Genomic DNA, 25,568 nt, shown 5'->3' with positions numbered 1-25,568 from the left:
AATTATTCAATTCTGAAGACTTCTAAACTTTTCAACAAGTTCAACACTGCACGTCAATAGCATTATGGTTCCAAATAAAAAGGGCCCTAATGTTTTCCAACTGAAAACAGTAGGGCCCTTTACCTTTTCAATCTTGTTCTACTTGTAGAACAAGCGGATGGTATTGGTCTTGATTTCGGTTTGCCCGGGGGGGCGAGCCTGGCCGGAGGTCACGACAACATTTTCTCCGGATGCAAATTCATTACTGGTTTTGACAAACTCCAGAGCACGTTCGGTATGGCTTTCGATGCGGGGATCAACGGCCCGCGGCTTGACCCCCCAGAAGAAGTTCAACCAACGGATAACACGTTGATCGGGGGTCAATGCAAAAATAGTCTGCCTTGGCCGACGGCTGGAAAGAAGCCGAGCTGTGGAACCACTAGTGGAATGAGCAATCAAAGCCTTGCTCTGAGCCTGTTCGGCCACGAGACAAGCTGAATAGGCCATGTATTTGACGAGATTGCGTTGTTTGCTGGGCTTGAAAGGCTCGCCTATCCGCTCGAGATAGTATTCCTCTGCGCTGGTGGCGATCCCCTGAATAAAGCGGCAGGTCTCCACCGGATGATTACCGATGGCTGTCTCCTCGGACAGCATCACACAATCCGCCCCGTCCATCACGGCGTTCGCCACATCAGCGGCTTCAGCGCGGGTAGGTACAGGGCTCTTGACCATGGAAAGCATCATTTGCGTCGCCACGATCACGGCCTTCTGCTGATGGCGACAAGCCCGAATGATTCGTTTCTGGATCACAGGCAGGGTCATCAGAGAACACTCGACTCCCAAGTCACCCCGGGCCACCATGATCGCATCCGCTGCCGCCACGATGGATTCGATATTGTCCACAGCACGCTTGCGTTCAAGCTTGGCAACCACAGGGACCCAATGGCCTTCCTTGCGGATCAGTTCCTTGGCTTCGTCCACATCATCACGCGTCTGCACAAAGGACAAGGCCAGTGCATCCACGCCAATAGCCAAGGCCTCGGACAAATCCTTGCGGTCCTTTTCCGTCAGTGCCGGCATGGGGTGAACCTTATCCGGGAAGGCAATCCCCTTGTTGGAAGTCAGAATCGAACCATTCTGCGCCTCCATCAAATACATTTTGTCCTGCTCCAATACACGTGTAATGGTGAATTGCAGCATGCCGTCCGACAGGAAGACCGGTTCGCCCACGGACAGGCCATCCAGTAATTCGGGGACTCCCAATTCAATAAACAACGCGTCTGCAGGGGCTCCGCCACGCATGTCCGGCAACCCCAGACAGACAACATCCCCCTTACTCACGTTGCACGGTGAGCCTATCACCTGCCCGATGCGAATCTTAGGACCGCACAGGTCCCCCATCGCAGTTAGCGGAAAACCCACCTCCTGCTCGATCTCGCGGATCGTCTGGACAATGGGACGAAAATATTCGGCATCGGCATGGGAAAAGTTGAGACGAAAGATCCGGACCCCATGGTCGACCATGGCGCGCATCACGTCTTTTTCCATGGATGCGGGACCCAACGTGGCAATGATCTTGGTACGCATGAGCTTTCTCCGTGTTCGTGTTCGTGATGCCTTATACCACAGAACAGGGACAAATACACTGATTTGACTAGAGCTCAAGTGATTCTCAGAGGCCCACGGCAAGGCAATTCCAGTCCACTCCGAAAGCGCCTTTAACTGCATTTTCCATTCAACTGATCACAAGAAACATGTGCCACTGATCCTCGCAAACAAAAAAGGCCGCGTTATGACGCGGCCTCACAATGAATATGCAGATTCCCGGTGGAATTCTCTAGATCACGCCCTGTGTGAACAGCTCTTCAAAATAGGCGACGGTCTTTACCAGCCCATCGTCAAGCCGCACTAAAGGTTCCCAATCGATGGTCTCACGCGCCAAAGTAATATCAGGCTTGCGCTGACGAGGATCATCCCCGGGTAAAGGCTTGAAGACCACCTCGGACTTGCTCCCCACCAGATCGATCACCTTCGTGGCCAATTCAAGGATGGTAAACTCATCCGGATTCCCCAGGTTCATGGGACCGGTAAACTCGTCGGCAGTGCCCATCAGGCGAATCATGCCATTGATCAGATCATCCACATAACAAAACGAGCGGGTCTGGGAACCATCGCCATACACGGTGATCGGCTCGCCTTTGAGCGCCTGGACAATGAAATTAGAGACCACACGCCCGTCGTTGGGATGCATGCGGGGGCCATAGGTATTGAAAATGCGGCAGACCTTGATGCGCAGCCTGTGCTGCCGGTTGTAATCAAAAAACAGAGTTTCTGCGCATCGCTTGCCTTCGTCATAACAGGCACGCTCACCAATGGGGTTGACCCGGCCCCAGTAATCCTCGGTTTGAGGATGAATCTCCGGATCACCATAGACCTCTGAAGTGCTGGCCTGAAGAATCTTGGCTTTGACCCGCTTGGCCAGCCCCAGCATGTTAATGGCCCCATGAATGGAAGTCTTGGTCGTTTGCACTGGGTCGTACTGATAGTGGATGGGGGAGGCAGGGCAAGCCAAATTATAAATTTCGTCAACCTCAACATACAGCGGGAAAGTGACGTCATGGCGCATCAACTCGAAATTCGGCTGCCCCATCAGGTGCGCGACATTCCCGCGTGCGCCGGTGAAGAAGTTGTCCGCACACAACACGTCGTTCCCCTCATCGAGCAACCTCTCGCACAGGAACGATCCCAGAAATCCTGAACCACCCGTGACCAGAACACGTTTTCTCAGATGCATTGATGCCCTCTTTGCTCAATCGCTTTGTTGCCGCCTACGCCGAAAAGCTGACAGCCCTGTGTTCTTGTTGCAAAGAGCGCGCCGTGAGGCAAGCCTAACCTCGTGGGTAGTCTGAATAATATATCCGCCACCTCTTGACAGCGTTGGCAACAAGAGATAATCGATCATCTCTTGTGACCGACGGTCACTTTTTGACGCCCGGTCGCAAAAACAACGCAACTGGCTAATATTATGAAGAAACAACAAGAAAAATCTCAACAGACACGTCTCGAATTGGAGGCTTCCGCCATCAGCTTGTTCGGTCAGAAAGGTTTCACCAAGACCTCCATCGCCGAAATCACAGCGGAGGCGGGGTATTCCAAGGGCTGCTTTTATCGCCATTGGGAAAGCAAAGGAGAGCTGTTCCTGAAGATCATTGAAGGCAAGCTCAAGTCCTACCGGGAGCAACGCGACAACCATTTCCCAATAACCCATGACCTGGACGAGGCCATGGGGATCATCTGGGATTTCCTGGAAACAATCATCGACGATCAGGACTGGTCCCGCATCTTTCTGGAATTCACCATGCACGCCACACGCAACGAAACATTGCGCCAGGCTCTGAACCAGGGAGCATACCGACTTTCCAACGAACTCTTTGCCGCATTGGTGGGAAATCATGTGAATAGCGGTTACCCGGCAGAAAAGATCGGAGCCCTAAACACCGCACTATTCGAAGGATTCCTGATCCACAGCGCATTGGGTACCGGAGTTCTGGATAAGACCGACGTCCGCCAAGCCGCACTGACCCTGGCGCGGGCCAACGGTTTGAAACCGCAAGGCTAGCAACTATCGGCACCCGCTGGGGCCGATGAACGATATCGAACACATCACACGGAGGAACCCATGAAGAAACTGCTACTGGCTGCCCTGACCCTGGCCGTCCTCAGCACTGCCCTTCCCGCACAGGCAGGGAACGTTAAGCTGACCTACTCGAACTTCTTTCCGCCGACCCACGTCCAATCCCAATTGGCCGAAGCCTGGTGCAAAGAAGTAGAGAAGCGCACGGGTGGAGCCGTCAGCATCGACTACTTCCCCGGCGGCACTCTGACCAAGGCCAAACAGTGCTACGACGGCGTTGTGGAAGGCCTGTCGGACATCGGTTTCTCCGTGTTGGCCTATTCTCGCGGCCGCTTCCCCGTCATGGCCGCCGTGGACCTGCCTCTGGGCTACCAAAGTGGTGTGGTTGCCACCAAAGTCGCCAATGGCGTGAATGAAAAGTTTCAACCCAAGGAATTTGACGATGTCCAGGTCATGTACTTCCATGCCCATGGACCGGGACTGCTGCATACCGCCAAGAAACCCGTCCGAAGCATTGAGGACATGAAGGGCCTCAAACTGCGCGCCACAGGCAACTCCGCCAAAGTCGTCTCGGCACTGGGTGGCACTCCGGTGGCCATGTCCATGCCTGACTCTTACCAGGCCATCCAGAAAGGCGTGGTCAACGGTGGCATGTACCCCGTGGAAACCAACAAAGGTTGGAAGATGGGCGAAGTCGTGGACTACATGACCGATTCGGGCGCCGTAGCCTACACCACCACCTTCTTCGTGGTCATGAACAAGGATCGCTGGGCAGAAATTCCGGCCGATGCTCAAAAGGCCATCTTGGAAATCAATGCCGAATGGTCGGGTAAACATGGTCAGGCCTGGGACGACAGCGACAAGGCAGGAATGGAATTCTTCAAGGCTCAAGGCGGCGAAGTCATCCCCTTGGCCGACGCCGAAACGGATCGCTGGAAAGCTGCTTGCGCCCCCATGCTGGAGGCTTACACCGCCGAGGCCACCAAGAAGGGGCTGGACGGAAAAGCCGTCCTGGATTACATCGTCGCAACCTTGAATTCGCTGCAATAGCGACTCAGGATTATTAACGAACAACACTCCGGGCAGGGGGGATGACTTCTTGGTCAACCTCCCTGCCTGTTTGAACAAACGCCTCGGACACACCCATGAAGACCTATCTCGCCCTGTTGGCCAAGCTCGAAGCGGTCATGAAAATCCTGGCTGCCTGCTGCCTGATGGGTATGGCATTCCTGACCGGGGCCGATGTCCTAGGCCGGGGCGGCTTCAACACCCCCATCTTCGGCTCCGAGGAAATCGTCACCATTTTGGCCACGCTGGCCGTAGGCCTCTCATTGCCCTACGCCCATTCGCAACGGGTGCACATCGGGGTCGAAATCGTCGTCCGGCGCTTCTCCCGTCGCACCCGGGACATCATCAAGCTGATCACGGACCTGGCTGCCCTGGCCCTGTTCGCCCTGGTTTGCTGGCGCATGGCCCTCTATGCAGGCACATTGAACCGGGCCGGAACCGTGTCCATGAATCTGGAGCTCCCAGAATACTATGTTGTCTATGCTCTGGGCTTCGGCTTTTTGGTCTTTGCTCTGGGCATTTTCGGAGATGTCATGCGCTTCTTTAGCAAGGACGGGGAATAGCCATGGACGCGACCCTTGTGGGCATCATCGGCATCGTCGTCATGATCGCCCTGTTCATGACCCGGATGCCCGTGGCCTACGTCATGACCCTCACCGGATTCATCGGTTTTTCCTTCCTCACGTCCTCCAAGGGCGGAATGAACCTGCTGTCCCGCAGCGTCTACGACGCATTTTCGTCCTACAGCCTGTCCACCATCCCGCTGTTCATCCTGATGGGACAGCTAGCCTTCAATAGCGGTATCAGCCGCAGACTCTACAGCACCGCCTACCATTTCTTCGGACATGTTCAGGGTGGATTAGCCATGGCCACGGTCAGCGCCTGCACGGCATTCGGCGCCGTTTGTGGCTCCAGCCCTGCTACCGCCGCCACCATGGCCACCGTAGGTATTCCCGAAATGAAACGCTACGGCTACGCAAACTCCCTGGCTGCAGGCAGTGTTGCCTCGGGTGGTGGACTGGGCATGATCATGCCTCCGTCCGTTGTACTCATCGTCTACGGCGTCCTGACCGAGCAATCCATCGGTGCCCTGTTTGTGGCAGGCATCCTGCCCGCACTGATGCTGACCGTGCTGTTCATCGCCGCCATCGCCATCCAGTGTCACCGCAACCCGGAGCTGGGACCCGCTGGCGAAAAATTCAGCACTGCAGCCAAGCTCAAATCCCTGCTCGGACTCATCGACACGCTCATTGTTTTCGGCCTGGTCATTGGTGGCATGTTCTTCGGCTGGTTCACCCCCACCGAAGCCGCATCCATCGGCGTACTGGGCGTATTGGCACTCTCGCTCATCAAGCGGCAGCTCAGCTGGAAGGCCTTTGTCAATTCGCTCTACGAAACCCTGCGTACTTCCAGCATGGTGCTGTTCCTGGTGGCCGGAGCCATCGTCTTCGGCAAGTTCCTGGCCGTGACCCGCATCCCCTTCAACGTGGCCTCGTGGGTCGCAGGCTTCGAACTGCCTGCGTTCCTGGTTATGGCCGTTATCGTCCTCATCTATTTTCTGGGTGGTTGCTTCATGGACGCCCTGGCCCTCATCATGCTGACCATCCCGGTCTTCTACCCGGTGGTCACCAATCTGGGCTATGATCCCATCTGGTTCGGCATCATTATCGTGCTGATCACGCAGATGGGCGTCATCACCCCTCCGGTGGGCATCAACGTCTATGTGGTCTATGGCACAGCGCAATCCATCATCCCCGGCATCACGCTGGAATCCATCTTCAAGGGCATCATTCCCTTCATGTGGGCCATTGTCGTGGGCATCGCCCTGCTGTTCCTGTTCCCGCAGGTCATTTTATGCCTGCCCAACCTCATGTACTAGCAAGTCTGCTCTCCACGCGTTGACACAAAGCGCCAATTCGCCCATTCTACAATGCGGTTAGAAACGCTTGCATTCATTCACGAACAGGAGAGAGGCCATGTCTACGTTGACCGCTTCCCCCCAGTGGAAGGCCCTGGAGGGGCATTACCTCGAGATCGAAAGCCTGCACATGCGGGAACTCTTCAGCAATGATCCCGAGAGATTCAGCACATTCTCCCTGCGCTTGGGAGACATCCTGTTCGACTACTCCAAGAACCGCATCACAGAAAAGACCATGAGTCTGCTGATGGACCTGGCCCGTTCCACAGGTGTGCCCGAACGTCTGCAGGCCATGTTTGCAGGCGAAAAAATCAACACCACCGAGGATCGGGCGGTGCTGCACGTGGCCCTGCGCAACCGCTCAAACACCCCCATGCTGGTAAACGAAAAAGATGTGATGCCCGGAGTCAACGCCGTGCTCCAGCAGATGCGAACCTTCACCAAGTCCGTACGCTCCGGCAAATGGACCGGCTATACCGGTCGCCCGGTGGCTGATGTGGTCAACATCGGCATTGGCGGTTCGGACCTCGGCCCGCACATGGTGACCACCGCGCTGGCACACTATGCCGACGGCCCCCGCGCACATTTCGTCTCCAATGTGGACGGCACGCACATGGCTGAAACCCTGAAGTTGCTGAACCCGGAAACAACCCTCTTCATCGTGGCTTCCAAGTCGTTCACCACTCAGGAAACCATGATGAACGCCGCCACTGCGCGCGCCTGGTTTCTGGAGGCCGCAGGCAACAAAAAACACGTGGCAAAACATTTCGTAGCCCTGTCTACCAATGGCCCGGCCGTGACCGACTTCGGTATCGACTCCGCCAACATGTTTGAATTCTGGGACTGGGTGGGAGGGCGCTACTCCCTGTGGTCAGCCATCGGCTTGCCCATCGCCCTGAGCATCGGCATGGACCGATTCGAGGAACTGCTCGCAGGCGCCCATGAGGTGGACAATCATTTCCGCACCACCCCGCTGGAAGAGAACATACCCGTGGTCATGGCCATGCTGGGCATCTGGTACAACAACTTCTTTTCCTGCGGCACCCACGCCATCCTGCCCTATGACCAGTACCTGTCACGCTTCCCGGCCTACTTCCAACAGGGCGACATGGAATCCAACGGCAAATCAGCGACACTGGACGGTCAGATCGTCAATTACGGCACAGGCCCCATCATCTGGGGGGAACCCGGGACAAACGGCCAGCACGCCTTCTATCAATTGATTCATCAGGGTACCAAACTGATCCCTAGCGACTTCCTGGCGCCGGTCCAGCCACTCAACCCTCTGGGAAAACATCACAATGTGCTGCTCTCCAACTTCCTGGCGCAGACCGAGGCCCTCATGCAGGGCAAGTCCCCCGAGGAGGCCGAAGCCGACATGCGCGCTGCGGGAATGACCGACCCCGAAATCGGCAAGCTCATGGCCCATCGCTCTTTCATGGGCAACCGCCCCAGCAACTCGATCCTTTACAAGCGCCTGACCCCGCACTCCCTCGGCGCCCTCATTGCCCTCTACGAGCACAAGATCTTCGTGCAAGGCACGGTCTGGAATATCAATTCCTATGACCAATGGGGAGTGGAACTGGGCAAGCAACTGGCCCAGGCTATCCAGCCGGAACTCACCAGTGACGCACCGTCTGAAAGCCATGACAGTTCCACCAACGGTCTGATCAACGCCATCAAAAAGATACGCAACGAGGGCTAGCTCCAGCCTTCGCCCCTTCATCCAAGGCTGGCAGTGCGAGCCCGGCACACCAGCTTGAGACTACAAGGCACTCAGAACGTACTTGGCAGCGGTAAAAAGCAGAATGACCGCAAGCATCCACTTGATGGCCCGTGCAGAGACATACTTTTGGCAGCAGGCCCCCAGGTACATCCCTGCCATGCCTCCCAGACCAAACAACAAACCAAGGGACCAGTCCGGTGCCACATGCATCCCCGGATACCAGGGCTGTATGAATTGATAGAAGGCGACTCCCGCCACCGAGGTCACAAACGTTCCCATGAGTGCGGCACCAGCTACAGTATAGACCGGAAGCCCCAGAATGGAGACAAAGAACGGGGCCACGATGGACCCTCCGCCGATGCCATAGACACCCCCCACAATACCCACCAAAAAGCACAGCAGCGAGACTCCCATGGTGGAGACATCAAAGGTTTCTTCATAGAAACGATAGACCAGCCTACTTCTGGTGAAACTCAAAACCTCGACCGGACGTATGCTTTCTCCCTCATTCTGTTTGGAGCGAAACCTGGCTGCCATGTTCTGGAAATGCTGCTCGGCAGCCTTGCGGCCATTCTTGCCGGGCCCAGCCATCAGATCACGGGTCATGCGCACCCCGATATAGGCAAGAACTACAGCGGCAAACAGCTTGAAACTATTGGGATCCGGCAACCATGCAACCCGGATGATGGCTCCCAGAAACACCCCAGGAAGGGTCCCAATGATCACGATCCAAGTCAAAGGCCAGACCATACGCCCCTCGCGCATATAGCGTAAGACTCCACTCGGTATGGCCACAATATTAAAAACCTGGTTGGTGGCACTCACAGATGGCGAGGTGTACCCCAGAAACGTCATTTGAAATGGCAGAAGCAAGAAGGCTCCCGAAACCCCACCCATGGACGTAAAGAATGAAACACAAAAGGCCACCAGAGGTGGAACCCAAACGGAAACGGTAATATCGGCTACGGGAAAATACATGGCAGCTCCTGACAAAAGAACGCTTGATATCTACTGACACGAATGATATATTTTTCGTGTCTGTAAATAACCATATATCGATCCTATAATTGATTGTCATTCTATTTTTCATGAATTTTTCTACTGGTGAATTCAACAGCAAGAGCATTTGGAGCATCCATGGCAGAATCACCACACACCGAGTCTCACCCCCGTCGCCCCCCCGTTGACATTGATCCATCCAGTAAGACACCGGATCAAAGCAGCGGAGCTTCCTGCCTGGACACGTTGGAACTGGAGCGTCTGGACCAAAGTTTCGGCCAATGGGCCGACCAGCCCAAGCGCCGTGACATCAAGGAATCAAGGCAGAGAATTTGGCTCATCTTCAGACTGATTCGCACCACGGGAGCCAAACTCGGTGAGATCACGGCACTGGAAACTGACGACTTGGATCTTGCTCGGGGGCGTATGAGATTGACGGGATTGGGACAGTCGCGTTGGATCCCTTTGCCAGCCAACCTCTGGCAGCAACTCGACGAAGTCCTGAATCTCAAAACCGGAGAACGCCCTTTTGACGTTGATCCGGCACATGTACGACGCAAATTCTACGAGCAGGCTCAAGCGTGCGGACTGCCCAAGGAAGCGGGCAATCCTTCAGCGATTCGCCGTTCCAGGGCCGTGGAACTCATGCGCGAGGGAGTGCCCATGCCCGTCGTACAACAGGCCATGGGACAAACAGCAACAAGCACTGCCGTTTCCCTGATGGACATACCGCAACAGGACCGCGAACATATTCTGCGCCAATTTCTGGATCGTGAAAATGGTCGAAAGACCAGTGCGCGCAATGAATTCTATGCCAAGGTACACAGCATAGGACGCGGAGACATCCAGGCCGCAATCAGCCTGCAGACCCTCGGCGGATTCAACATCCACTCCGTTATCACCATGGACAGCCTGGACAGACTCGACATCCGCGAAGGGGCATATCTCACGGCCCAAATCAAAGCCCCGAATGTACACTTGGCACTGGGTGAAGAGGAGCCGCAGCTCGGCATCTCCAACCTGCTGCTCGGCACGGTGGAAAAGATCACGCTTGGCAAGGTGGCGGCGGAGGCCATCCTGCGTCTGACCGATGGTTCATTGATCTGCTCCACTCTGACCCGCTCCAGCGCGCAACGACTCAACCTGACTCCCGGCGACAAGGCCTGGGCTTTGTTTCCTGCACACGCTGTGATCCTGAATGTAGAGAAATAACACCCTCAGGACCTCACAACCAACTGGCACTCAGCCTCCCTCAGCGTAACACCTCATGGTGTCACCCTCTCCGTTTGCATTCCAACCCCTCCCCGGAACCTCCCTACGGTTCAAGGCCTGCCACTAAAGCCCCTCCTCTCCAACAGATTGCAATGCTTCCCCTCGCGGCCTTGCCCGTGTCTAAGGGTTGACAGATCGGGTCTAGCCCTGCACAATGGTCCTACCATTTCAGCCAAGCCACTCCAGCAAAAAAACCGCCAGATTCATATCAGTCCAATATATTGGCAATAATTTGAGCAAAGGCGGCTCTGCGTTACTTAAAACCTCTCTTAATGGTAAGACCAAAGAAGCATGATCGACACTCAGACATTCACCCCCGCACAGACCGGCCGCGCCAGTGAAGACGTGGCCCTGCAACTGGAAGCCGCCATCCTCAGCGGCAAGGTCCTGCCCGGCGAAAGCCTGCCCAGCGAGCGCGAACTGCAGACCCTGTTCAAGACGGGCCGCGGCGTCATTCGCGAAGCTCTTAGAGTGCTTCGCCAGAAAGGCATGGTCGAAGTACGTAAGGGAGCCAAGGGCGGCACCTACGTTAAACACATCGACATGAGCAATGTCAGTGAATCCCTGGCCCTATTCCTCAGGCAAAACAAGATTGACCCCCAGCATGTGATTGCCTTTCGCGAGAGCATGGACCGCACTCTGGCAGCGCTGGCCATCATCAATGCATCCGAGGATGAGAAGCAGGCCTTGCTGGATGGCACCAGGGCACTGGGTGAACTTGCCCTTTCGCCGGACCTTGACCAGCACCTGTTGGGCGAAATGGACAGAGAACTCAACATCCAGTTCGCAAAGATGAGCGGCAACCCCGTCTTTGAATGGGTCATGGGGGCGCTGCAACTCGGATTCAGTTCCCAGGATTATGCCCTCTATGCGCACAAGAAATTTCGCGAGCAGACCGCTCGCAACTGGCAAAACACAGCCCAAGCCATCGTCGATGGAGATCTCTTGAAGTGCACAGCCCTGATCGGCAGGCACTATCTGCTCCTCCGCGAGTGCGTGGAAACCGCCCATCAACAACCATCCGATGTGACCGAACTGCTTGGTAATACAGGCCAGGACACATCTGCCTCGGCTTAGCTTCAGGAACAATCAGGAGAAAGAATGACGACCAATAAATATGATTACATCATCGTGGGCGGAGGCTCCGCTGGCAGTGTGCTGGCCAACCGCCTGAGCGCGAACCCCAAAACCAATGTTCTCGTTCTGGAAGCTGGCTTGCCAGACTTCAAAATGGATTTCCGTATCCACATGCCTGCCGCCCTGACCTACCCCCTCCAGAGCAAGACCTACAACTGGTGGTACGAGTCTGAGCCGGAACCCCACATGAAGGGACGGCGCATCTATCAGCCCCGAGGCAAGGTCCTTGGTGGCTCCAGCTGTATCAACGGCATGATCCATATCCGCGGTAACGCCATGGATTACGAGAAATGGGCCAGGTACAAAGGCCTTGAAGACTGGGACTACAGCCACTGCCTGCCCTACTTCCAACGTTTCGAATACAGTCTGTCCGGGTCCGACGGCTATCAGGGCGCGAACGGCCCCATGTACCTGACCAGCCCCGACTGCGAAAGCCCGCTGTTCGATGCCTTTTTCCAGGCAGCCCAACAGGCCGGACACCCCCTGACCTCCAACGTCAATGGCTATCAGCAGGAAGGGTTCGGCAAATTCGAGCGCACCACTTATCGCGGCCGCCGACACAACGCTGCCCGCGCCTACGTCCATCCAGTCAAGAACCGCAGGAACCTGACCGTAAAGTGCCGGGCCCAAGCCACGCGCATTCTGTTCGAGGGCACCACAGCCGTCGGTGTTGAGTTCAAACGCGGTAGAAAGCTGCACAAGGCCTATGCAGGTGAAATTATTTCCTGTGGCGGTGCCATCAACTCTCCGCAGCTGCTGCAGCTCTCCGGCGTAGGTAACGGCGACGAGTTGAATCACTTCGGCATCCGTTCCGTAGTGGATCTGCCGGGTGTGGGCGAAAATCTCCAGGATCATCTGGAGCTGTATGTCCAGTATTCCTGCAAAGAACCCGTCAGCATGTACCCGGCGCTAAAATGGTACAACCAACCCTGGATCGGTGCACAATGGCTGTTTGGGCGCAAAGGGGCCGCAGCCACCAACCATTTCGAAGCCGGTGGTTTCATCCGCGGCAACGACGAGGTCGAATACCCCAACCTCCAGTATCACTTCCTGCCCGTGGCCATCCGTTACGACGGATCATCGCCCCAGCAGGGACACGGCTACCAATGCCATGTCGGGCCCATGAATTCCGACGTGCGCGGTCATGTCAAACTCAAGTCCGCCGACCCGTTCGAGCATCCCTCCATCCTCTTCAACTACCTGTCTACCGAACGGGAGCGACGTGAATGGGTCGAGGCGATCCGCTGCACCAGAAACATCATGGAACAGCCTGCCTTTGATCGCTACCGAGGCGAAGAACTGGCTCCCGGCGCAGACGCACAGACCGATGAGCAAATTCTGGACTTTGTGGCCCGCGAGGGCGAGAGCGCCTACCACCCGAGTTGTACCTGCAAGATGGGCTACGACGACATGGCGGTGGTCGACGCCAAGCTCAAGGTGCATGGCACGCAGAACCTGCGAGTGGTCGACGCTTCGGTCTTCCCCGACGTGACCAACGGCAACATCTATGCTCCGGTGATGATGACCGCCGAAAAGGCTGCCGACATCATTCTGGGCAATACCCCCCTGGAAGCTTCACAGGCCGATTTCTACAAACATCAGCCTCAAGCCAAGGAAGACCAGTCATGAACCAGGGCCTATTCATCAACGGTCAATGGACCACAGGCCGCAGTACGGGCACTCGCGAGATCATCAACCCCTTCAACCGGGAAGTGATCGCCACCGTGGTCGAAGCCACGCGAAAAGACACGCAGGATGCCATTGCTGCTGCCCGCGCAGCCTTTGACTCCGGCCCCTGGCCCCGATTCGCAGCGTCCGAACGGGCTGCCCTGGTTCGCGCTCTTGGCGACGCCGTAGAGCAGCACCGTGAAGAACTGGCACATCTGGAGAGTCTGGACACGGGCAAGACCCTTGAGGAAAGCCGCTGGGACATGGACGATATCGCCGGCATCTTCCGCTACTACGCCGACATTGTTGAATCCGACATGGCCGACTCGGCAGTGCAAAGCCCCATCAAGGACAGCACGAGCACCATCGTGCGCGAGCCCGTGGGGGTCTGCGGTCAGATTTCGCCTTGGAACTACCCGCTATTGCAGGCTTCCTGGAAGATGGCTCCGGCCCTTGCTGCGGGATGCACCATTATCATGAAACCCAGCGAAATCACCCCGCTGACCACCATCCGCATCACGGAACTGGCACAGGAAGTCGGCTTCCCGCCAGGAGTGGTCAACCTTGTGCTGGGAGCAGGACATCCCGTGGGCGCGGAACTCGCTGAAAGCCTGGACGTCGATCTGATCTCATTTACCGGCGGCATCGAAACCGGACGCAAGATCATGCAGGCAGCCAGCGGTAATGCCAAGAAGATCGCTCTGGAGTTGGGCGGCAAAAACCCACACATCGTCTTTGCCGACGCAGATATCGAGACAGCCGTGGACTATGCCCTCAACGCCGTCTTCTTCCACGCCGGACAAATCTGCTCCGCCGGGGCGCGCCTGCTGCTTGAATCATCCATCCACGACGACTTTGTTTCGGCCCTACGCGCCAAAATGGAACGAATCGTCATTGGCAACGGAATGGTCGACGGGACACAGATGGGACCACTGATTTCCGAGCAACACAGAGACAAAGTAGAGCGCGCCATCAAGCTCGGTCAGGAGGAAGGAGCCACTGTGCTGACCGGTGGAAAACGCCCCGACGCCAAAGAACTTGAAAACGGCTTCTTCGTGACCCCCACCCTGTTCACGAACTGCACCAGCGAGATGCGCATCGTTCAGGAAGAAGTCTTCGGACCGGTCATTACCGTAGAACGATTCGAGACCGAGGAAGAAGCCATAATTCTGGCCAACGATACGACCTATGGCTTGTCCGCCGGGTTCTGGACGACCGATACGGCGCGTCAGCAACGCGTATCCCGCGCCCTGCGTTTCGGGACAGTATGGATCAATGACTTCAACGTCTACTTCGTGCAGGCCCCATGGGGCGGCTACAAACAGTCGGGCATTGGCCGGGAACTCGGACGGGCCGGACTGGAAGAATACCTGGAAACAAAACATGTCTTTCAAAACCTGACCCCAAAATCACTGAACTGGTTCGGTGGCTAGGTTAACAGCGCATCTGCCGTACAGGTGTGGCTGATTCGATAATCATAACAGAGGAGAAATGATGTATTGCTCAAGGAAAGCTCCCTTGACAGCCTTGATGGTTCTTTTACTGCTTCTGTCACTGACAGTAGCGGCTCACGCCCGCGACACCATTCGTTTTGCCAGCGTCAGCTGGACGGGCGTGACGGTAAAGACCGAGCTGGGGGTAAGCATCCTGAAAGCCCTTGGATACGACGCTGAAAACTACATGCTCTCAGTACCCGTTGCCTACAAATCCATAGCCACCGGCGAAGCCGACGTCTTTCTCGGCAACTGGATGCCCTCCATGACCGGCATCGCTCAGCCTTACTTTGATGACGGATCCGTGGTGAAATCCGTGGCAAACATGGATGGCGCCCAATACACATTGGCCGCTCCCAGCTATGTCATCAAAGGTGGTCTCAAGGACTTTTCCGATATCGCAAAGTATGCCGACAAGCTGGATCACAAGATCTACGGCATCGAGGAAGGCAACGACGGCAACGAGATCATTCAAGCCATGATCGACAAAGACATGTTCGGTCTAGGCTCATTCGAACTGATCCCCTCCAGCGAAGCCGGAATGCTGGGTCAGGTCAAGGACTGCATCCGCACTGGCAAATGGGCGATCTTCCTGGGCTGGACTCCGCACTACATGAACGAGATCATGGACATCGGCTACCTCACCGGCAGCACGGACGACACCTTTGGCGGCAACGACGGTCTGGCCACCGTCTACACCAACTATCGCAAAGGGTTCGACGCCGAACAGCCCAATGTCATGGCTTTCGTCAAGCAATTCAAATTCCCCCTGTCCATGATGAACCAGATCATGACCCGCATGTATGAAAACCCAGACCTGAAGCCCCTGGCCGCAGGTCTGGCCTGGGTCAAACAGAACCCGGATGCGTACCGCGGATGGCTCAAAGGAATCACGACCAAAGACGGCAAGCCCGCCCTGGTCGCGTATGAAGCCTGGTTGAAAAACAACTAACTCCGCTCTCTCCAAACCAACTCAAAAAGCCTCCGGGAAATCCTACCCGGAGACTTTTTGAATGCTCTACCTCGCTATTCCCTTCCAAAAAATATCTACTCATCCGGAATCAATCGCTTACCAAGCACCTTGACTGGCTCATCGCTGTAGCCCAAGTGCCGATAGAATTCGAGGACCTTGGTGTTCGTGTCGCGCACCATCAGTTCAACCTTGGGGCAACCGCGTTCCTTAAGCACCGTCTCGGCGTGATCCAACAAGGCGCGGGCAATACCGCAACCCTGTTGATCTGGCTGTACCGCCATGTAGAAAATCCAGCCCCGATGCCCGTCATAGCCCGCCATGCACGACCCCGCAACGAATCCCTCGGTTTCAGCTACGAGAAATAGTTCCGGCGAATCTTCCAGTTTACGCTGAATGTCCTTGGCCGGGTCATTCCAAGGGACGACCAACCCGCAATCCCGCCAAAGCCCGATCACCGGTTCCTGATCCCCTTCCTGAAAAATCCTGATCTTCGCCTTCATTACTCCTCCAATCCATGAACGTCACACCTCCGATGATGCGTCGAATTCATAGTTTTCTCAAGCCCCTGGGCTGTTCTGAACAACCGCTCCCTTCGCCATTTGACAGATCATCGATTATAAATCATAGTTCATCACTATTTTCAACACCCATCAATTCCCATAGCGGAGGGGACGGCATGAAAACCTTGCGAATGATCATTTTGTCACTGTCGATTCTGGCCTTGGCCGCCGTAGCCATGGCCTCGGAAACCATCAAGCTCGGCGCCGTGCTCTCCGTGACTGGTCCGGCTTCATTCCTGGGTGAGCCCGAGCGCAACACCATGGAAATGCTTGTCGAAGAGATCAACGCCAAGGGAGGGATTCTGGGCAAGCAGGTCGAGCTCATCATCTACGATGACGAGACCAACGTGAACAAATGCGTACTCGCCGTGGACAAGCTTCTGAAGAAGGACAAGGTCTGCGCTGTGCTCGGCCCCACCATATCCGGCAACACCCTTGCCATCATGGGCAAATTCCCCAAGGCCCAAATTCCGCTGATCTCCTGCGCTGCTGCTGAAAAGATCGTCAAGCCCGTCAATCCATGGGTCTTCAAGACACCTCAGTCCGATCGTCATGCCGTGACCAAAATCCTCAAGCACGTCACCGCCCAAGGATACAAGAAAATCGCCATCCTTTCCGTGTCCAACGGTTTTGGCCAGGCCGGACGTGCCGTCCTGCAGGAACTTGTCCCTGCGCAGGGTATGCAGCTGGTTGCCGACGAAGTCTACGGACCCAAAGATACCGACATGACTGCCCAGCTGACCAAGATCAAGAGTCTGGCCCCTGATGCTATCATCTGCTGGGGAACCAACCCCGGACCCGCCGTTGTTGCCATGAACCGCGTACAGTTGGGCATCACCACCCCGCTCTACATGAGCCATGGCGTGGCCTCCAAGAAATTCATCGAACTGGCTGGCGCGGCCTCCGAAGGCATCATGCTGCCTGCCGGACGTTTGATCGTGGCCGACCAGATCGCAGATGCAAATCCGCAAAAGCCCATGCTTACGGCCTACGCCAAGGACTATCAAACCAGGTTCAAGGCCCCGGTCTCCACCTTTGGCGGCCATGGCTATGACGCCCTGGTGCTGACGCTGAAGGCCATCGAGAATGGCGGCTCCGCCGAGCCCCAGGCCATCCGCGACAACCTGGAGAAGCTGAGCGGATTTGTGGGCACTGCCGGTATCTTCAACTTCTCAGCCAATGATCACAACGGCCTCAACGAGGACGCCTTTGAAATGGTTGCCATCAAGAACAGCAACTGGACCATCGTCCACTAACCAGCTTCAGCACGCCTCCCACCCCCCAGAGGCACACCATACTCGTCACCTCCGCGGCGAAGGCGGAAGGCGTTCCTGGCATCGGGCCAGGAACGCCTCCCCCCACTCTCTGGCCTTGAAACTACTGACATATCAGGAACCCTTGCTTGACAATAACCATCCTGATTTGACAAGAATGATTCATACTGCCGAACCGGGACAGTTTCCCGCCGGCAGTTTCCTGTCTTTAGAATACCGGCAACCATCAACCCACGAGGGCGACATGATCCGCTTCGCAGACCACGCAACCGCACCGCATCGCGGCCTTGCGCGTGTCTTCGCCCCTGCCGGTTCCTCCACCACCACGACGAGTGCCTACGGCACCTGGGACATTCTGCCCGCTCCTGTCCGCGGGCTCTCCGGGCGACTATCCCGGGGTTTCGCGGGCACGGGCGGCATCTTTAGTTTTATACACTAAGCCCAGTCGAACTCGATCCCGGGTGCACAACGCCCGACCTTTTCTTCTATCCATTTCCCCTAAGGAGGGACCCGCATGAAAGCCATGCGCGCTATGATTCTGTTGGCCCTGTGCCTGATGATCGCCACTGCGGCGGCTGCGTCCGAAACCATCAAGATCGGTGCAGTGCTGTCCGTCACCGGCCCGGCATCCTTTCTGGGTGAGCCCGAAAAGAACACCCTGCTGCTGCTCGAAGAACAGATCAATGCCAGCGGCGGTATTCTGGGCAAACAGATCGAATTGGTCATCTACGACGATGAGACCAATGTGAACAAATGCGTTCTCGCCGCCGACAAACTCATCAAGAAAGACCGTGTGGTTGCCGTGGTCGGCCCCACCGTTTCCGGCAATACTCTGGCCATCATGAACAAGTTCCCCCGGGCCAAGACCCCGCTGGTGTCCTGTGCCGCGGCTGAAAAAATCGTCAAGCCCGTCAACCCGTGGGTCTTCAAGACCCCCCAGACCGATCGCCATGCCGTGCAAAAAATCCTGACTCATGCTCAGGCTGCAGGGCTCAAGAACATCGCCATCCTGACCGTCTCCAACGGCTTTGGTCAGGCCGGTCGTGCTGTACTCAAGGAACTGGTTCCGGCAGGGGGCATGAACCTCATCGCCGATGAGGTGTACGGCCCCAAAGACACGGACATGACCGTCCAGCTGACCAAGATCAAGAGCCTGAATCCTGACGCCATCATCTGCTGGGGCACCAACCCCGGTCCCGCCGTTGTCGCCATGAACCGCGTGCAACTGGGTATCGCCACCCCGCTCTACATGAGCCACGGCGTTGCCTCCCGCAAGTTCATCGAGTTGGCTGGAGAAGCCGCCAACGGCCTGATGCTGCCTGCCGGACGCATGATCGCAGTGGACCAGATCCCCGCCGATCATCCCCAACAGCCCGTACTCGCGGCCTATGTGAAGGACTATGAAACCAAGTTCAACATCCCGGTTTCCACCTTCGGTGGCTATGCCTACGATGCCCTGATGCTGGTCAAGGCCGCCATTGAGAAGGCCGGCTCCGCAGACCCTTCGGCCATCCGCGACAGTCTTGAATCCATCACTGGTTACGTTGGTGCCACTGGTGAATACAACTTCTCCAAGACCGAGCACAATGGTCTGGACGAGAGTGCCTTCGTCATGGTCGCCATCGAGAACGGCGACTGGAAGGTGCAAAGGTAATCGGAACATGGATCTCGCATCGATACTGCAATACCTGGTGTCCGGCCTGACCGTGGGCAGTACCTACGGCCTGACGGCACTGGGTTTTACCATCATCTTCAATACCACGGGTGTCATCAACTTCGCTCAGGGCGAGTTCGTGATGCTCGGGGGCATGCTCAGCGTCTTCTTCATGAAGGCGCTGGGCCTGGCCCTGGTCCCGGCCATCGTACTGGCAGTGATGGTGTCCGTGGCAGTGGGAGCGGTCTTCGAGCGCTTCACAATCCGTCCGGTCAAGAACGCCAGTGTGATTCAGTTGATCATCATCACCATCGGCGTTTCCATTCTGATCCGGGGCCTTGCCATGCTGGCCTGGGGCAAGGACACCTTTGCCCTGCCACATTTTTCAGGCATGCAGCCCATCCACATCGGTGGCGCGGCCATGCTGCCCCAGACCATCTGGGTACTCGCCATCACTCTGGCCATGCTGGCCGGCCTGAAGCTGTTTTTCTCCAGCACCATCTATGGCAAGGGCATGCTGGCCTGCTCCTATGATGTCAAAGCGGCCTTTCTGGTTGGCATCGACGTCCGGCGCATGGTGCTCTTGTCCTTCATGATCTCGGCACTGGTTGGCGCCGTGGGCGGAGCCATCCTCGCACCACTGACGCTGACCAGCTACGATGTGGGCATCCTGCTTGGCTTGAAGGGCTTTGCCGCATGTATCACTGGCGGTCTGGGCAACCCCTTCGGCGCGGCTGCGGGCGGACTCATCCTTGGCGTGCTGGAATCCTTTGGAGCCGGGTTCATCTCCTCGGCCTACAAAGACGCCTTCACCTTCATCATCCTGCTGCTGCTCTTGTTCGTAAAGCCTTCGGGCCTGTTTGGCCAAGCCAGCTCGGACCGGGTGTAAGGCCATGACAACAGGCAAAAAAAACACCCTCGGCGTTGCCATGTTCGCCGCCCTGGCGGCAGCCCTGCCCTTTCTGCTGACCAACGACTATTACGTCAGCACCCTGATCCTGGCTTTTCTGAATGCCATCATCGTCATCGGGCTGAACCTGCTGCTGGGCTATGCAGGGCAGATTTCACTGGGCCACGGTGCCTTCTATGGCCTTGCTGCCTACACCACAGCCATTCTGACCACCACCTACGGCTGGCCCATGGAGGCCGGACTTGTGGCAGGTGTGTTACTGACTGTCGTCACCGCGTATCTGATCGGCATCCCCACGCTGAAGCTGTCGGGCCATTATCTGGCCATGGCAACCCTAGGCTTCGGGCTCATCGTCTACATCGTCTTCAATGAATCCATCGAGCTGACCGGTGGCCCCAGCGGATTCGTGGGAGTCCCCCGGTTGGAGCTGTTCGGATTCGCCTTTGAATCCGACCTGTCCTACTATTTTCTGGTGGCGGGGGTGCTGACGCTCATCGTTCTGCTGTCCCTGAATCTCATCGACTCGCGCATCGGACGCGCCATGCGCGCCATCCATACCAGCGAAAAAGCCGCCGAGGTCTCGGGCATCGACATTGCCGCCTACAAGCGTTTCATCTTCGTGCTCTCGGCGGGATACGCAGGCGTGGCGGGCGTGCTCTACGCACACTATCTGTCCTTCGTGGCCCCATCCTCCTTTGGCTTCCACTTCTCGGTCACACTCATCGTGATGGTGGTTCTGGGCGGCATGGCCAATGTCTGGGGCGCGGTGGCGGGCGCTATCTTTCTCTCCGTGCTGCCGGAATTTCTGCGGGCCTTCGAAGATATCGAAACCCTGCTCTACGGTGGCATTCTGGTCCTGGGCATGATGTACCTGCCCGATGGAATCGCGGGTGGCATCACCAGACTGTTCAAGGCGGCCATGGCCAGGAGGGTGCCCCATGAATAGCACCCCCCTGCTCGCCTGCGAAGCCGTCACCGTCCGCTTTGGCGGAGTCGTGGCCCTGGACGGCGTGAATTTCAATGCAAAAAAAGGCGCCGTGACCAGCATCATCGGCCCCAACGGCGCGGGCAAGACCACCCTGCTCAACGCCATCACCGGTATGGTCCAGGCCAATGAAGGCCATATCGGCTTTGCTGGAAACGAAATCACGGACCTGCCCACATACAAGCGCGGTCAGGCCGGCGTGGTGCGCACCTTCCAGAATCTGGAAGTATTCTCCAACATGTCGGTCATCGAGAACGTCATGACCGGTTGCCACCGTCATGTGAAATACTCGGTGCTGGATTGCCTGCTCAAGACCCCACGCTATCACCGCGAGGAGCGCCGCTGCACCGAACTGGCAATGAACAAGCTAGAATTCGTGGAACTGGCGGAACTGGCCCAGGCCCCGTCCGGTGACCTGGCCTTTGGTCAACAACGGGCCATGGAACTGGCGCGCGCCCTGGCCTCCGAGCCCGAATTGCTGCTGCTGGACGAGCCTGCCGCCGGACTGAACATGAAAGAGACCAAGGCCCTTGGAAAACTCATCGGCCGCATCCGCAGCGAGCTGGGAGTGACCGTGGTCCTGGTGGAACATGACATGGATTTGGTCATGGGCATCTCTGATGAGATCATGGTGCTCAACTACGGCAAGGACCTTGCTGTGGGTTCACCGCAGCAAGTGCAGAAAAACCCGGAGGTCATCAGGGCCTATCTGGGCGAGGATGACGAGACCTAGCCATGCTGAGACTCAGAAATATCGACGTATTCTACGGCAAGATCCATGCGGTCAAACGCGCATCCCTGCACGTGGACAAAGGCGAGATCGTGGCGCTCATCGGCGGCAACGGAGCGGGCAAGACCACGCTCTTGACCACCATCTCCGGGTTGAATCGTCCGACCGAAGGCACTATCGAATTCGACGGACAAGACATCACCCGCGCCCGAGCCAACACCATCGTCAAGCTGGGCGTCTCGCATGTGCCCGAAGGCAGGCTGGTCTTCAAACCCATGAAGGTCGAAGACAACCTCCTCCTCGGGGCTTTCAACCGCTTCTCCCTCAAGTCCCGCGCCAAGGTGGCCCGCGACATCCAGGCCATGTATGATATGTTCCCGGTACTGGGTGAGCGCCGCAATCAAGCCGCCGGGACCCTGTCCGGCGGCGAACAGCAGATGCTGGCCATTGGTCGTGCGCTCATGGCCCGGCCCCGGGTGCTGTTGCTGGACGAACCCAGCATGGGCCTGGCTCCGCAGATCACCCGCGAGATCTTTCGCCATATCCGGGAGTTGCGTGACCGGTTCGACCTGACCGTGCTGGTGGTGGAACAGAACGCCCGCATGGCTCTGCGCAGTGCAGACCGCGGCTATGTTCTGGAGACAGGACGCATTATCCTCCAGGGACCGAGTGAGGAATTACTGGAAAACAGGGATGTACAGCGCGCCTATCTGGGCCGCGACCTGGACGTGAATCAATAAATTACCGGGGTCGTACCCCGGACATCCCCAGGGTCATTGACCAGGGAAACGTTCGAATCAAGGAGCCTTGAATGTACTTCGACAAGAAGAACGAATGCATGAGCCGCGACGAGCTGACCCAGCTTCAGCTTGAGCGGCTACAGTCAACGCTGTACCGCCTGTCGCGCAATGTGCCGTTCTACCGCAAGAAGTTCGAGGACATGGACCTGGATGTGGACGATGTGCGCACCCTCGATGACGTGCGTCAACTGCCCTACACCAGCAAATCCGATCTGCGCGACAACTACCCTTACGACATGTTCGCTGTCCCCATGCGCGAAGTCGTGCGCCTGCATGCCTCATCCGGGACTACGGGCAAGGCAGTGGTGGTGGGCTACACCAAGAACGACGTCAAGCGCTGGGCGCAACTGGCCGCGCGCGTGCTCACCGCTGGCGGCGTCACCAAGGACGATGTGGTCCAGATCGCCTTTGGCTACGGTCTGTTCACCGGAGGCTTCGGCTTCCACTACGGGGCCGAATTGCTCGGAGCCTCCGTAGTCCCAAGCTCCTCTGGCAACACCGACCGCCAGATCCAGATCATTCAAGACTACAAAACCACAGCCCTGCTGTGCACTCCGGGCTATGCCCTGTACCTGGCCGAGGCCATGCGCAAACAGGACATCAACACCAACGCCCTGACTCTGAAACGGGGGCTCTTCGGCGGCGAAGCCTGGTCCGAGGCCATGCGGGGTCGCATTCAGGATGGCCTGAAGCTGACGGCCACGGACAACTACGGACTGTCCGAAATCATGGGCCCGGGCGTTGCTGGCGAATGCCTGGAGCGAGGTGGTCTACACATCAACGAGGACCATTTCCTGGCCGAGATCATCGACCCCGAGACCCTAGAGCCGGTCCCCGAGGGTGAAGTGGGCGAGTTGGTGCTGACCACCCTGACCAAGGAAGCCTTCCCCATGCTGCGCTTCCGCACTGGCGATCTGACACGGCTGATCCCCGGTCAATGCCCCTGTGGCAGGACGCACATGCGCATCGATCGCATCCAGGGCCGTACGGATGACATGTTCATCTTGAAGGGCATCAACGTGTACCCCAAACAGGTGGAAAACGTGCTGGCTCAGATCGAAGGCGTTGACCCCTGCTATCAGGTCATTCTGGAACGGGACGGCGTGCTGGACAAGGGCACGGTCATGGTGGAAGCCGCCACCGATGAATTTTTCGACGAGATCAAGAAGCACCAACAGATGTGCGCCACCATTCGCAAGCGCCTGGAATCCGTGTTGGGTGTAGGCTTCGACGTCCGTATCGTGGAACGCTCCAGCCTCTTTGACACGGATGCCTGCAAGACTCAGCGCGTCGTGGATAAACGCACGCTGTAACAACCATCTGCAATCGCACACAACAAAGGGCCGCTTCCACGAGGGAGGCGGCCATTTTCAATTCTTCTCTGGATCTCGAGGCGCCCAAAGCGACCCTCGAGACTTCCGAACCAAAGTCCTATTTCTCAACCTTATGCAGGTCCTCTGCCCGGTCACGGGCAAGGTCGGTGGTAGCAAAGTCCTCACTCTGAGGCAGGACAACGGTAAAGGCAGGTGTCGCGTCCAGGGTCAGGGTCAGGTTCTCGAAGGAACAATCCAGCATGTGCCCCCCTCCTGTGCGCTCAGCGTTGAGGAAGTGCAAATGGAACCCAGGCACCCCCACACCCTTGACGAACGCAGGCGACCAGAAGCCCACAATATCACCCGGAACATCGGCGAAATGGAACACCGGCTGGTTGGCAGCCACCACCTTGAGCGGAGGATAAGGCTTCTCCTGACGGGGCACACTGCGCGTCTTGACTTTGCTGAACCGGCCTGTGGCCCGGATGGCATAAAAAATATTGGGATTGGGCAGCAGGGATTCCAAAGCCGAAGTCAGTTCGCGCATGGAGGCTACGTTGCCCAGGGTCAATTCGAAATCGGCCTCAAAGGGGGTCACCGCCGCAAAGGGAGTACTCGCCTCGGGTTGTGCCACTCGCACCGAACCATCCGCCCGGACCTGGTAGACAATGCCGTCGATCACGGCCATTTCACCATCCAAAGCGTGAAACGTCCCCAAACCTGCATTGCCCTTGGCAGTCAATTGCGTCACAGGCATAGCCCCGTCATAGACCCCATCCAGCAAGGCATCGATGGTCGAAACCTGGAACAGAGTGTCCGTTCCTTGCTCGGCCTTCACTGCGGCGGCTGTGGTCAGCACGGCCAGGGCGTACAGGACGACACCCAGTATGATTTTTAACAACAGACGCGTTCGTTTCATGTGGTTACCCCTCCCAGGATGGACGTTCAATACCAACCCTGCGGGCAAATGGAAAGCCCGTGAAACAATCTCTGTTCGAAAAGGCTTCACATGAAATCAAAAGTCAATTGATTCATTATGTTGGAACCAAAAAGAAAGCCGCCTTCTCGGGGGGAGAGAAGGCGGCATCGGGGGGGAGCGAGACGGCCTTATAGGGGGGGAGCCGTCTCACCAGATCTGCAGGCTACGCAGGAGGTACGCCTACAGACCAAATATATTCGGCTACATGAGCCGGTATTCAACTTCCTTATTGAGCAGGGTCTGCCGAAGCATATCCGAAACGCCAATGTCATCGAAGCCTCGCAGCAGGGGGGCCAAATACAGCCATTGGCGAGCACGACATTCCGGGCAGTCTTCAGTGTCATGGACGGTCCAGCAAACAGTACACAGCCTCGCAGCTTCCAGGGCAACGCCTCCGCATTCGGCCTTCTCTGCCAGATTCTGAATATTAATTGCTGTACTCATTGTCTCGCCCTCCACTCTCTCTATAACAAGATGCGTACCACTTTCAAAAAAT

At 56.9% G+C, this 25,568-nt stretch carries 24 protein-coding genes; 18 read left to right on the top strand and 6 right to left on the bottom strand.

Features of this window, described 5'->3' with window-relative positions:
• Nucleotides 1–138 precede the first annotated feature (138 nt).
• Entirely contained in the window at nt 139–1,566 is a 1,428-nt protein-coding gene (gene pyk, locus EL361_RS16520; protein WP_126381110.1) for a pyruvate kinase, read from the bottom strand.
• A 250-nt stretch (nt 1,567–1,816) separates the two neighbouring features.
• On the bottom strand, nt 1,817–2,773 hold the full coding sequence (locus EL361_RS16515) for a UDP-glucuronic acid decarboxylase family protein (protein ID WP_126381108.1): 957 nt from the start codon (nt 2,771–2,773) through the stop codon (nt 1,817–1,819).
• Nucleotides 2,774–3,004: 231 nt separating this feature from the next.
• Between EL361_RS16515 and EL361_RS16510 the strand changes: the two genes are divergently transcribed.
• The 5 genes from EL361_RS16510 to pgi all read left to right on the top strand — a co-directional run bounded on the left by EL361_RS16510 (nt 3,005) and on the right by pgi (nt 8,304).
• Nucleotides 3,005–3,598, top strand: a complete 594-nt coding sequence (locus tag EL361_RS16510; RefSeq protein WP_338031049.1) for a TetR/AcrR family transcriptional regulator — start codon at nt 3,005–3,007, stop codon at nt 3,596–3,598.
• Nucleotides 3,599–3,658: 60 nt separating this feature from the next.
• On the top strand, nt 3,659–4,663 hold the full coding sequence (locus EL361_RS16505) for a TRAP transporter substrate-binding protein (RefSeq protein ID WP_126381104.1): 1,005 nt from the start codon (nt 3,659–3,661) through the stop codon (nt 4,661–4,663).
• A gap of 95 nt (nt 4,664–4,758) precedes the next feature.
• Nucleotides 4,759–5,244, top strand: a complete 486-nt coding sequence (locus EL361_RS16500; protein ID WP_126381102.1) for a TRAP transporter small permease — start codon at nt 4,759–4,761, stop codon at nt 5,242–5,244.
• 2 nt (nt 5,245–5,246) lie between these two features.
• Nucleotides 5,247–6,560, top strand: coding sequence for a TRAP transporter large permease (locus EL361_RS16495; protein WP_126381100.1), 1,314 nt, complete (start codon nt 5,247–5,249; stop codon nt 6,558–6,560).
• 97 nt (nt 6,561–6,657) lie between these two features.
• Nucleotides 6,658–8,304, top strand: coding sequence for a glucose-6-phosphate isomerase (pgi, locus tag EL361_RS16490; RefSeq protein ID WP_126381098.1), 1,647 nt, complete (start codon nt 6,658–6,660; stop codon nt 8,302–8,304).
• Between the two features lie 60 nt (nt 8,305–8,364).
• On the opposite strand, the gene EL361_RS16485 is transcribed toward pgi, so the two are convergent.
• The gene (locus EL361_RS16485; protein ID WP_126381096.1) at nt 8,365–9,303 is read right to left on the bottom strand and encodes a sulfite exporter TauE/SafE family protein; all 939 of its coding nucleotides are present in this window, start codon (nt 9,301–9,303) and stop codon (nt 8,365–8,367) included.
• Nucleotides 9,304–9,462: 159 nt separating this feature from the next.
• Between EL361_RS16485 and EL361_RS16480 the strand changes: the two genes are divergently transcribed.
• From EL361_RS16480 to EL361_RS16460, 5 genes are all read left to right on the top strand, one after another.
• On the top strand, nt 9,463–10,536 hold the full coding sequence (locus EL361_RS16480; protein WP_126381094.1) for a TOBE domain-containing protein: 1,074 nt from the start codon (nt 9,463–9,465) through the stop codon (nt 10,534–10,536).
• Between the two features lie 351 nt (nt 10,537–10,887).
• Nucleotides 10,888–11,673 (top strand): FadR/GntR family transcriptional regulator, encoded by a 786-nt coding sequence (locus EL361_RS16475; protein WP_126381092.1) that lies wholly within the window; start codon nt 10,888–10,890, stop codon nt 11,671–11,673.
• 24 nt (nt 11,674–11,697) lie between these two features.
• Nucleotides 11,698–13,362, top strand: a complete 1,665-nt coding sequence (betA, locus tag EL361_RS16470; protein ID WP_126381090.1) for a choline dehydrogenase — start codon at nt 11,698–11,700, stop codon at nt 13,360–13,362.
• Complete coding sequence (locus EL361_RS16465) at nt 13,359–14,834, top strand: aldehyde dehydrogenase family protein (protein WP_126381088.1); 1,476 nt, start codon at nt 13,359–13,361, stop codon at nt 14,832–14,834. The genes betA and EL361_RS16465 overlap by 4 nt, the downstream gene beginning before the upstream one ends.
• An 85-nt stretch (nt 14,835–14,919) precedes the next feature.
• A complete protein-coding gene (locus tag EL361_RS16460) occupies nt 14,920–15,846 on the top strand; it encodes an ABC transporter substrate-binding protein (protein WP_232034816.1) in 927 nt (308 codons plus the stop codon).
• A gap of 95 nt (nt 15,847–15,941) precedes the next feature.
• Here EL361_RS16460 and EL361_RS16455 read toward each other — a convergent pair whose 3' ends face one another.
• Nucleotides 15,942–16,367 (bottom strand): GNAT family acetyltransferase, encoded by a 426-nt coding sequence (locus EL361_RS16455; RefSeq protein WP_126381083.1) that lies wholly within the window; start codon nt 16,365–16,367, stop codon nt 15,942–15,944.
• A gap of 176 nt (nt 16,368–16,543) precedes the next feature.
• Here EL361_RS16455 and EL361_RS16450 point away from each other — a divergent pair, with 176 nt between their 5' ends.
• From EL361_RS16450 to EL361_RS16415, 8 genes are all read left to right on the top strand, one after another.
• Nucleotides 16,544–17,683: an ABC transporter substrate-binding protein gene (locus tag EL361_RS16450; RefSeq protein WP_126381081.1), complete on the top strand. Its 1,140-nt coding sequence runs from the start codon at nt 16,544–16,546 to the stop codon at nt 17,681–17,683.
• A gap of 262 nt (nt 17,684–17,945) precedes the next feature.
• A complete protein-coding gene (locus tag EL361_RS16445; RefSeq protein ID WP_126381079.1) occupies nt 17,946–18,140 on the top strand; it encodes a hypothetical protein in 195 nt (64 codons plus the stop codon).
• A 75-nt stretch (nt 18,141–18,215) separates the two neighbouring features.
• Nucleotides 18,216–19,355 carry an ABC transporter substrate-binding protein gene (locus EL361_RS16440; protein ID WP_126381077.1) on the top strand — a complete coding sequence of 380 codons (1,140 nt, stop codon included), beginning with the start codon at nt 18,216–18,218 and terminating at the stop codon, nt 19,353–19,355.
• A gap of 7 nt (nt 19,356–19,362) precedes the next feature.
• Nucleotides 19,363–20,244, top strand: a complete 882-nt coding sequence (locus EL361_RS16435) for a branched-chain amino acid ABC transporter permease (protein ID WP_126381075.1) — start codon at nt 19,363–19,365, stop codon at nt 20,242–20,244.
• Nucleotides 20,245–20,248: 4 nt separating this feature from the next.
• Entirely contained in the window at nt 20,249–21,211 is a 963-nt protein-coding gene (locus tag EL361_RS16430; RefSeq protein ID WP_126381073.1) for a branched-chain amino acid ABC transporter permease, read from the top strand.
• Nucleotides 21,204–21,983 carry an ABC transporter ATP-binding protein gene (locus EL361_RS16425; protein WP_126381070.1) on the top strand — a complete coding sequence of 260 codons (780 nt, stop codon included), beginning with the start codon at nt 21,204–21,206 and terminating at the stop codon, nt 21,981–21,983. The genes EL361_RS16430 and EL361_RS16425 overlap by 8 nt, the downstream gene beginning before the upstream one ends.
• 2 nt (nt 21,984–21,985) lie before the next feature.
• Complete coding sequence (locus EL361_RS16420) at nt 21,986–22,720, top strand: ABC transporter ATP-binding protein (RefSeq protein WP_126381068.1); 735 nt, start codon at nt 21,986–21,988, stop codon at nt 22,718–22,720.
• A gap of 71 nt (nt 22,721–22,791) precedes the next feature.
• Nucleotides 22,792–24,093 carry a phenylacetate--CoA ligase family protein gene (locus EL361_RS16415; RefSeq protein WP_126381066.1) on the top strand — a complete coding sequence of 434 codons (1,302 nt, stop codon included), beginning with the start codon at nt 22,792–22,794 and terminating at the stop codon, nt 24,091–24,093.
• Nucleotides 24,094–24,211: 118 nt separating this feature from the next.
• On the opposite strand, the gene budA is transcribed toward EL361_RS16415, so the two are convergent.
• Nucleotides 24,212–25,012 carry an acetolactate decarboxylase gene (budA, locus tag EL361_RS16410; RefSeq protein ID WP_126381064.1) on the bottom strand — a complete coding sequence of 267 codons (801 nt, stop codon included), beginning with the start codon at nt 25,010–25,012 and terminating at the stop codon, nt 24,212–24,214.
• A 261-nt stretch (nt 25,013–25,273) separates the two neighbouring features.
• The gene (locus tag EL361_RS16405; RefSeq protein WP_126381062.1) at nt 25,274–25,516 is read right to left on the bottom strand and encodes a hypothetical protein; all 243 of its coding nucleotides are present in this window, start codon (nt 25,514–25,516) and stop codon (nt 25,274–25,276) included.
• Nucleotides 25,517–25,568 lie beyond the last annotated feature (52 nt).

Source organism: Desulfovibrio ferrophilus (assembly GCF_003966735.1).
GTDB classification, from domain to species: domain Bacteria; phylum Desulfobacterota; class Desulfovibrionia; order Desulfovibrionales; family Desulfovibrionaceae; genus Desulfovibrio_Q; species Desulfovibrio_Q ferrophilus.
This window is presented reverse-complemented; position numbering and strand designations above follow the sequence as displayed.

Coding starts and splice junctions, on each gene's coding strand:
- pyk (WP_126381110.1), bottom strand. CDS start 1,566: ATGCGTACCAAGATCATTGCCACGTTGGGTCCCGCATCCATGGAAAAA.
- EL361_RS16515 (WP_126381108.1), bottom strand. CDS start 2,773: ATGCATCTGAGAAAACGTGTTCTGGTCACGGGTGGTTCAGGATTTCTG.
- EL361_RS16510 (WP_338031049.1), top strand. CDS start 3,005: ATGAAGAAACAACAAGAAAAATCTCAACAGACACGTCTCGAATTGGAG.
- EL361_RS16505 (WP_126381104.1), top strand. CDS start 3,659: ATGAAGAAACTGCTACTGGCTGCCCTGACCCTGGCCGTCCTCAGCACT.
- EL361_RS16500 (WP_126381102.1), top strand. CDS start 4,759: ATGAAGACCTATCTCGCCCTGTTGGCCAAGCTCGAAGCGGTCATGAAA.
- EL361_RS16495 (WP_126381100.1), top strand. CDS start 5,247: ATGGACGCGACCCTTGTGGGCATCATCGGCATCGTCGTCATGATCGCC.
- pgi (WP_126381098.1), top strand. CDS start 6,658: ATGTCTACGTTGACCGCTTCCCCCCAGTGGAAGGCCCTGGAGGGGCAT.
- EL361_RS16485 (WP_126381096.1), bottom strand. CDS start 9,303: ATGTATTTTCCCGTAGCCGATATTACCGTTTCCGTTTGGGTTCCACCT.
- EL361_RS16480 (WP_126381094.1), top strand. CDS start 9,463: ATGGCAGAATCACCACACACCGAGTCTCACCCCCGTCGCCCCCCCGTT.
- EL361_RS16475 (WP_126381092.1), top strand. CDS start 10,888: ATGATCGACACTCAGACATTCACCCCCGCACAGACCGGCCGCGCCAGT.
- betA (WP_126381090.1), top strand. CDS start 11,698: ATGACGACCAATAAATATGATTACATCATCGTGGGCGGAGGCTCCGCT.
- EL361_RS16465 (WP_126381088.1), top strand. CDS start 13,359: ATGAACCAGGGCCTATTCATCAACGGTCAATGGACCACAGGCCGCAGT.
- EL361_RS16455 (WP_126381083.1), bottom strand. CDS start 16,367: ATGAAGGCGAAGATCAGGATTTTTCAGGAAGGGGATCAGGAACCGGTG.
- EL361_RS16450 (WP_126381081.1), top strand. CDS start 16,544: ATGAAAACCTTGCGAATGATCATTTTGTCACTGTCGATTCTGGCCTTG.
- EL361_RS16445 (WP_126381079.1), top strand. CDS start 17,946: ATGATCCGCTTCGCAGACCACGCAACCGCACCGCATCGCGGCCTTGCG.
- EL361_RS16440 (WP_126381077.1), top strand. CDS start 18,216: ATGAAAGCCATGCGCGCTATGATTCTGTTGGCCCTGTGCCTGATGATC.
- EL361_RS16435 (WP_126381075.1), top strand. CDS start 19,363: ATGGATCTCGCATCGATACTGCAATACCTGGTGTCCGGCCTGACCGTG.
- EL361_RS16430 (WP_126381073.1), top strand. CDS start 20,249: ATGACAACAGGCAAAAAAAACACCCTCGGCGTTGCCATGTTCGCCGCC.
- EL361_RS16425 (WP_126381070.1), top strand. CDS start 21,204: ATGAATAGCACCCCCCTGCTCGCCTGCGAAGCCGTCACCGTCCGCTTT.
- EL361_RS16420 (WP_126381068.1), top strand. CDS start 21,986: ATGCTGAGACTCAGAAATATCGACGTATTCTACGGCAAGATCCATGCG.
- EL361_RS16415 (WP_126381066.1), top strand. CDS start 22,792: ATGTACTTCGACAAGAAGAACGAATGCATGAGCCGCGACGAGCTGACC.
- budA (WP_126381064.1), bottom strand. CDS start 25,012: ATGAAACGAACGCGTCTGTTGTTAAAAATCATACTGGGTGTCGTCCTG.
- EL361_RS16405 (WP_126381062.1), bottom strand. CDS start 25,516: ATGAGTACAGCAATTAATATTCAGAATCTGGCAGAGAAGGCCGAATGC.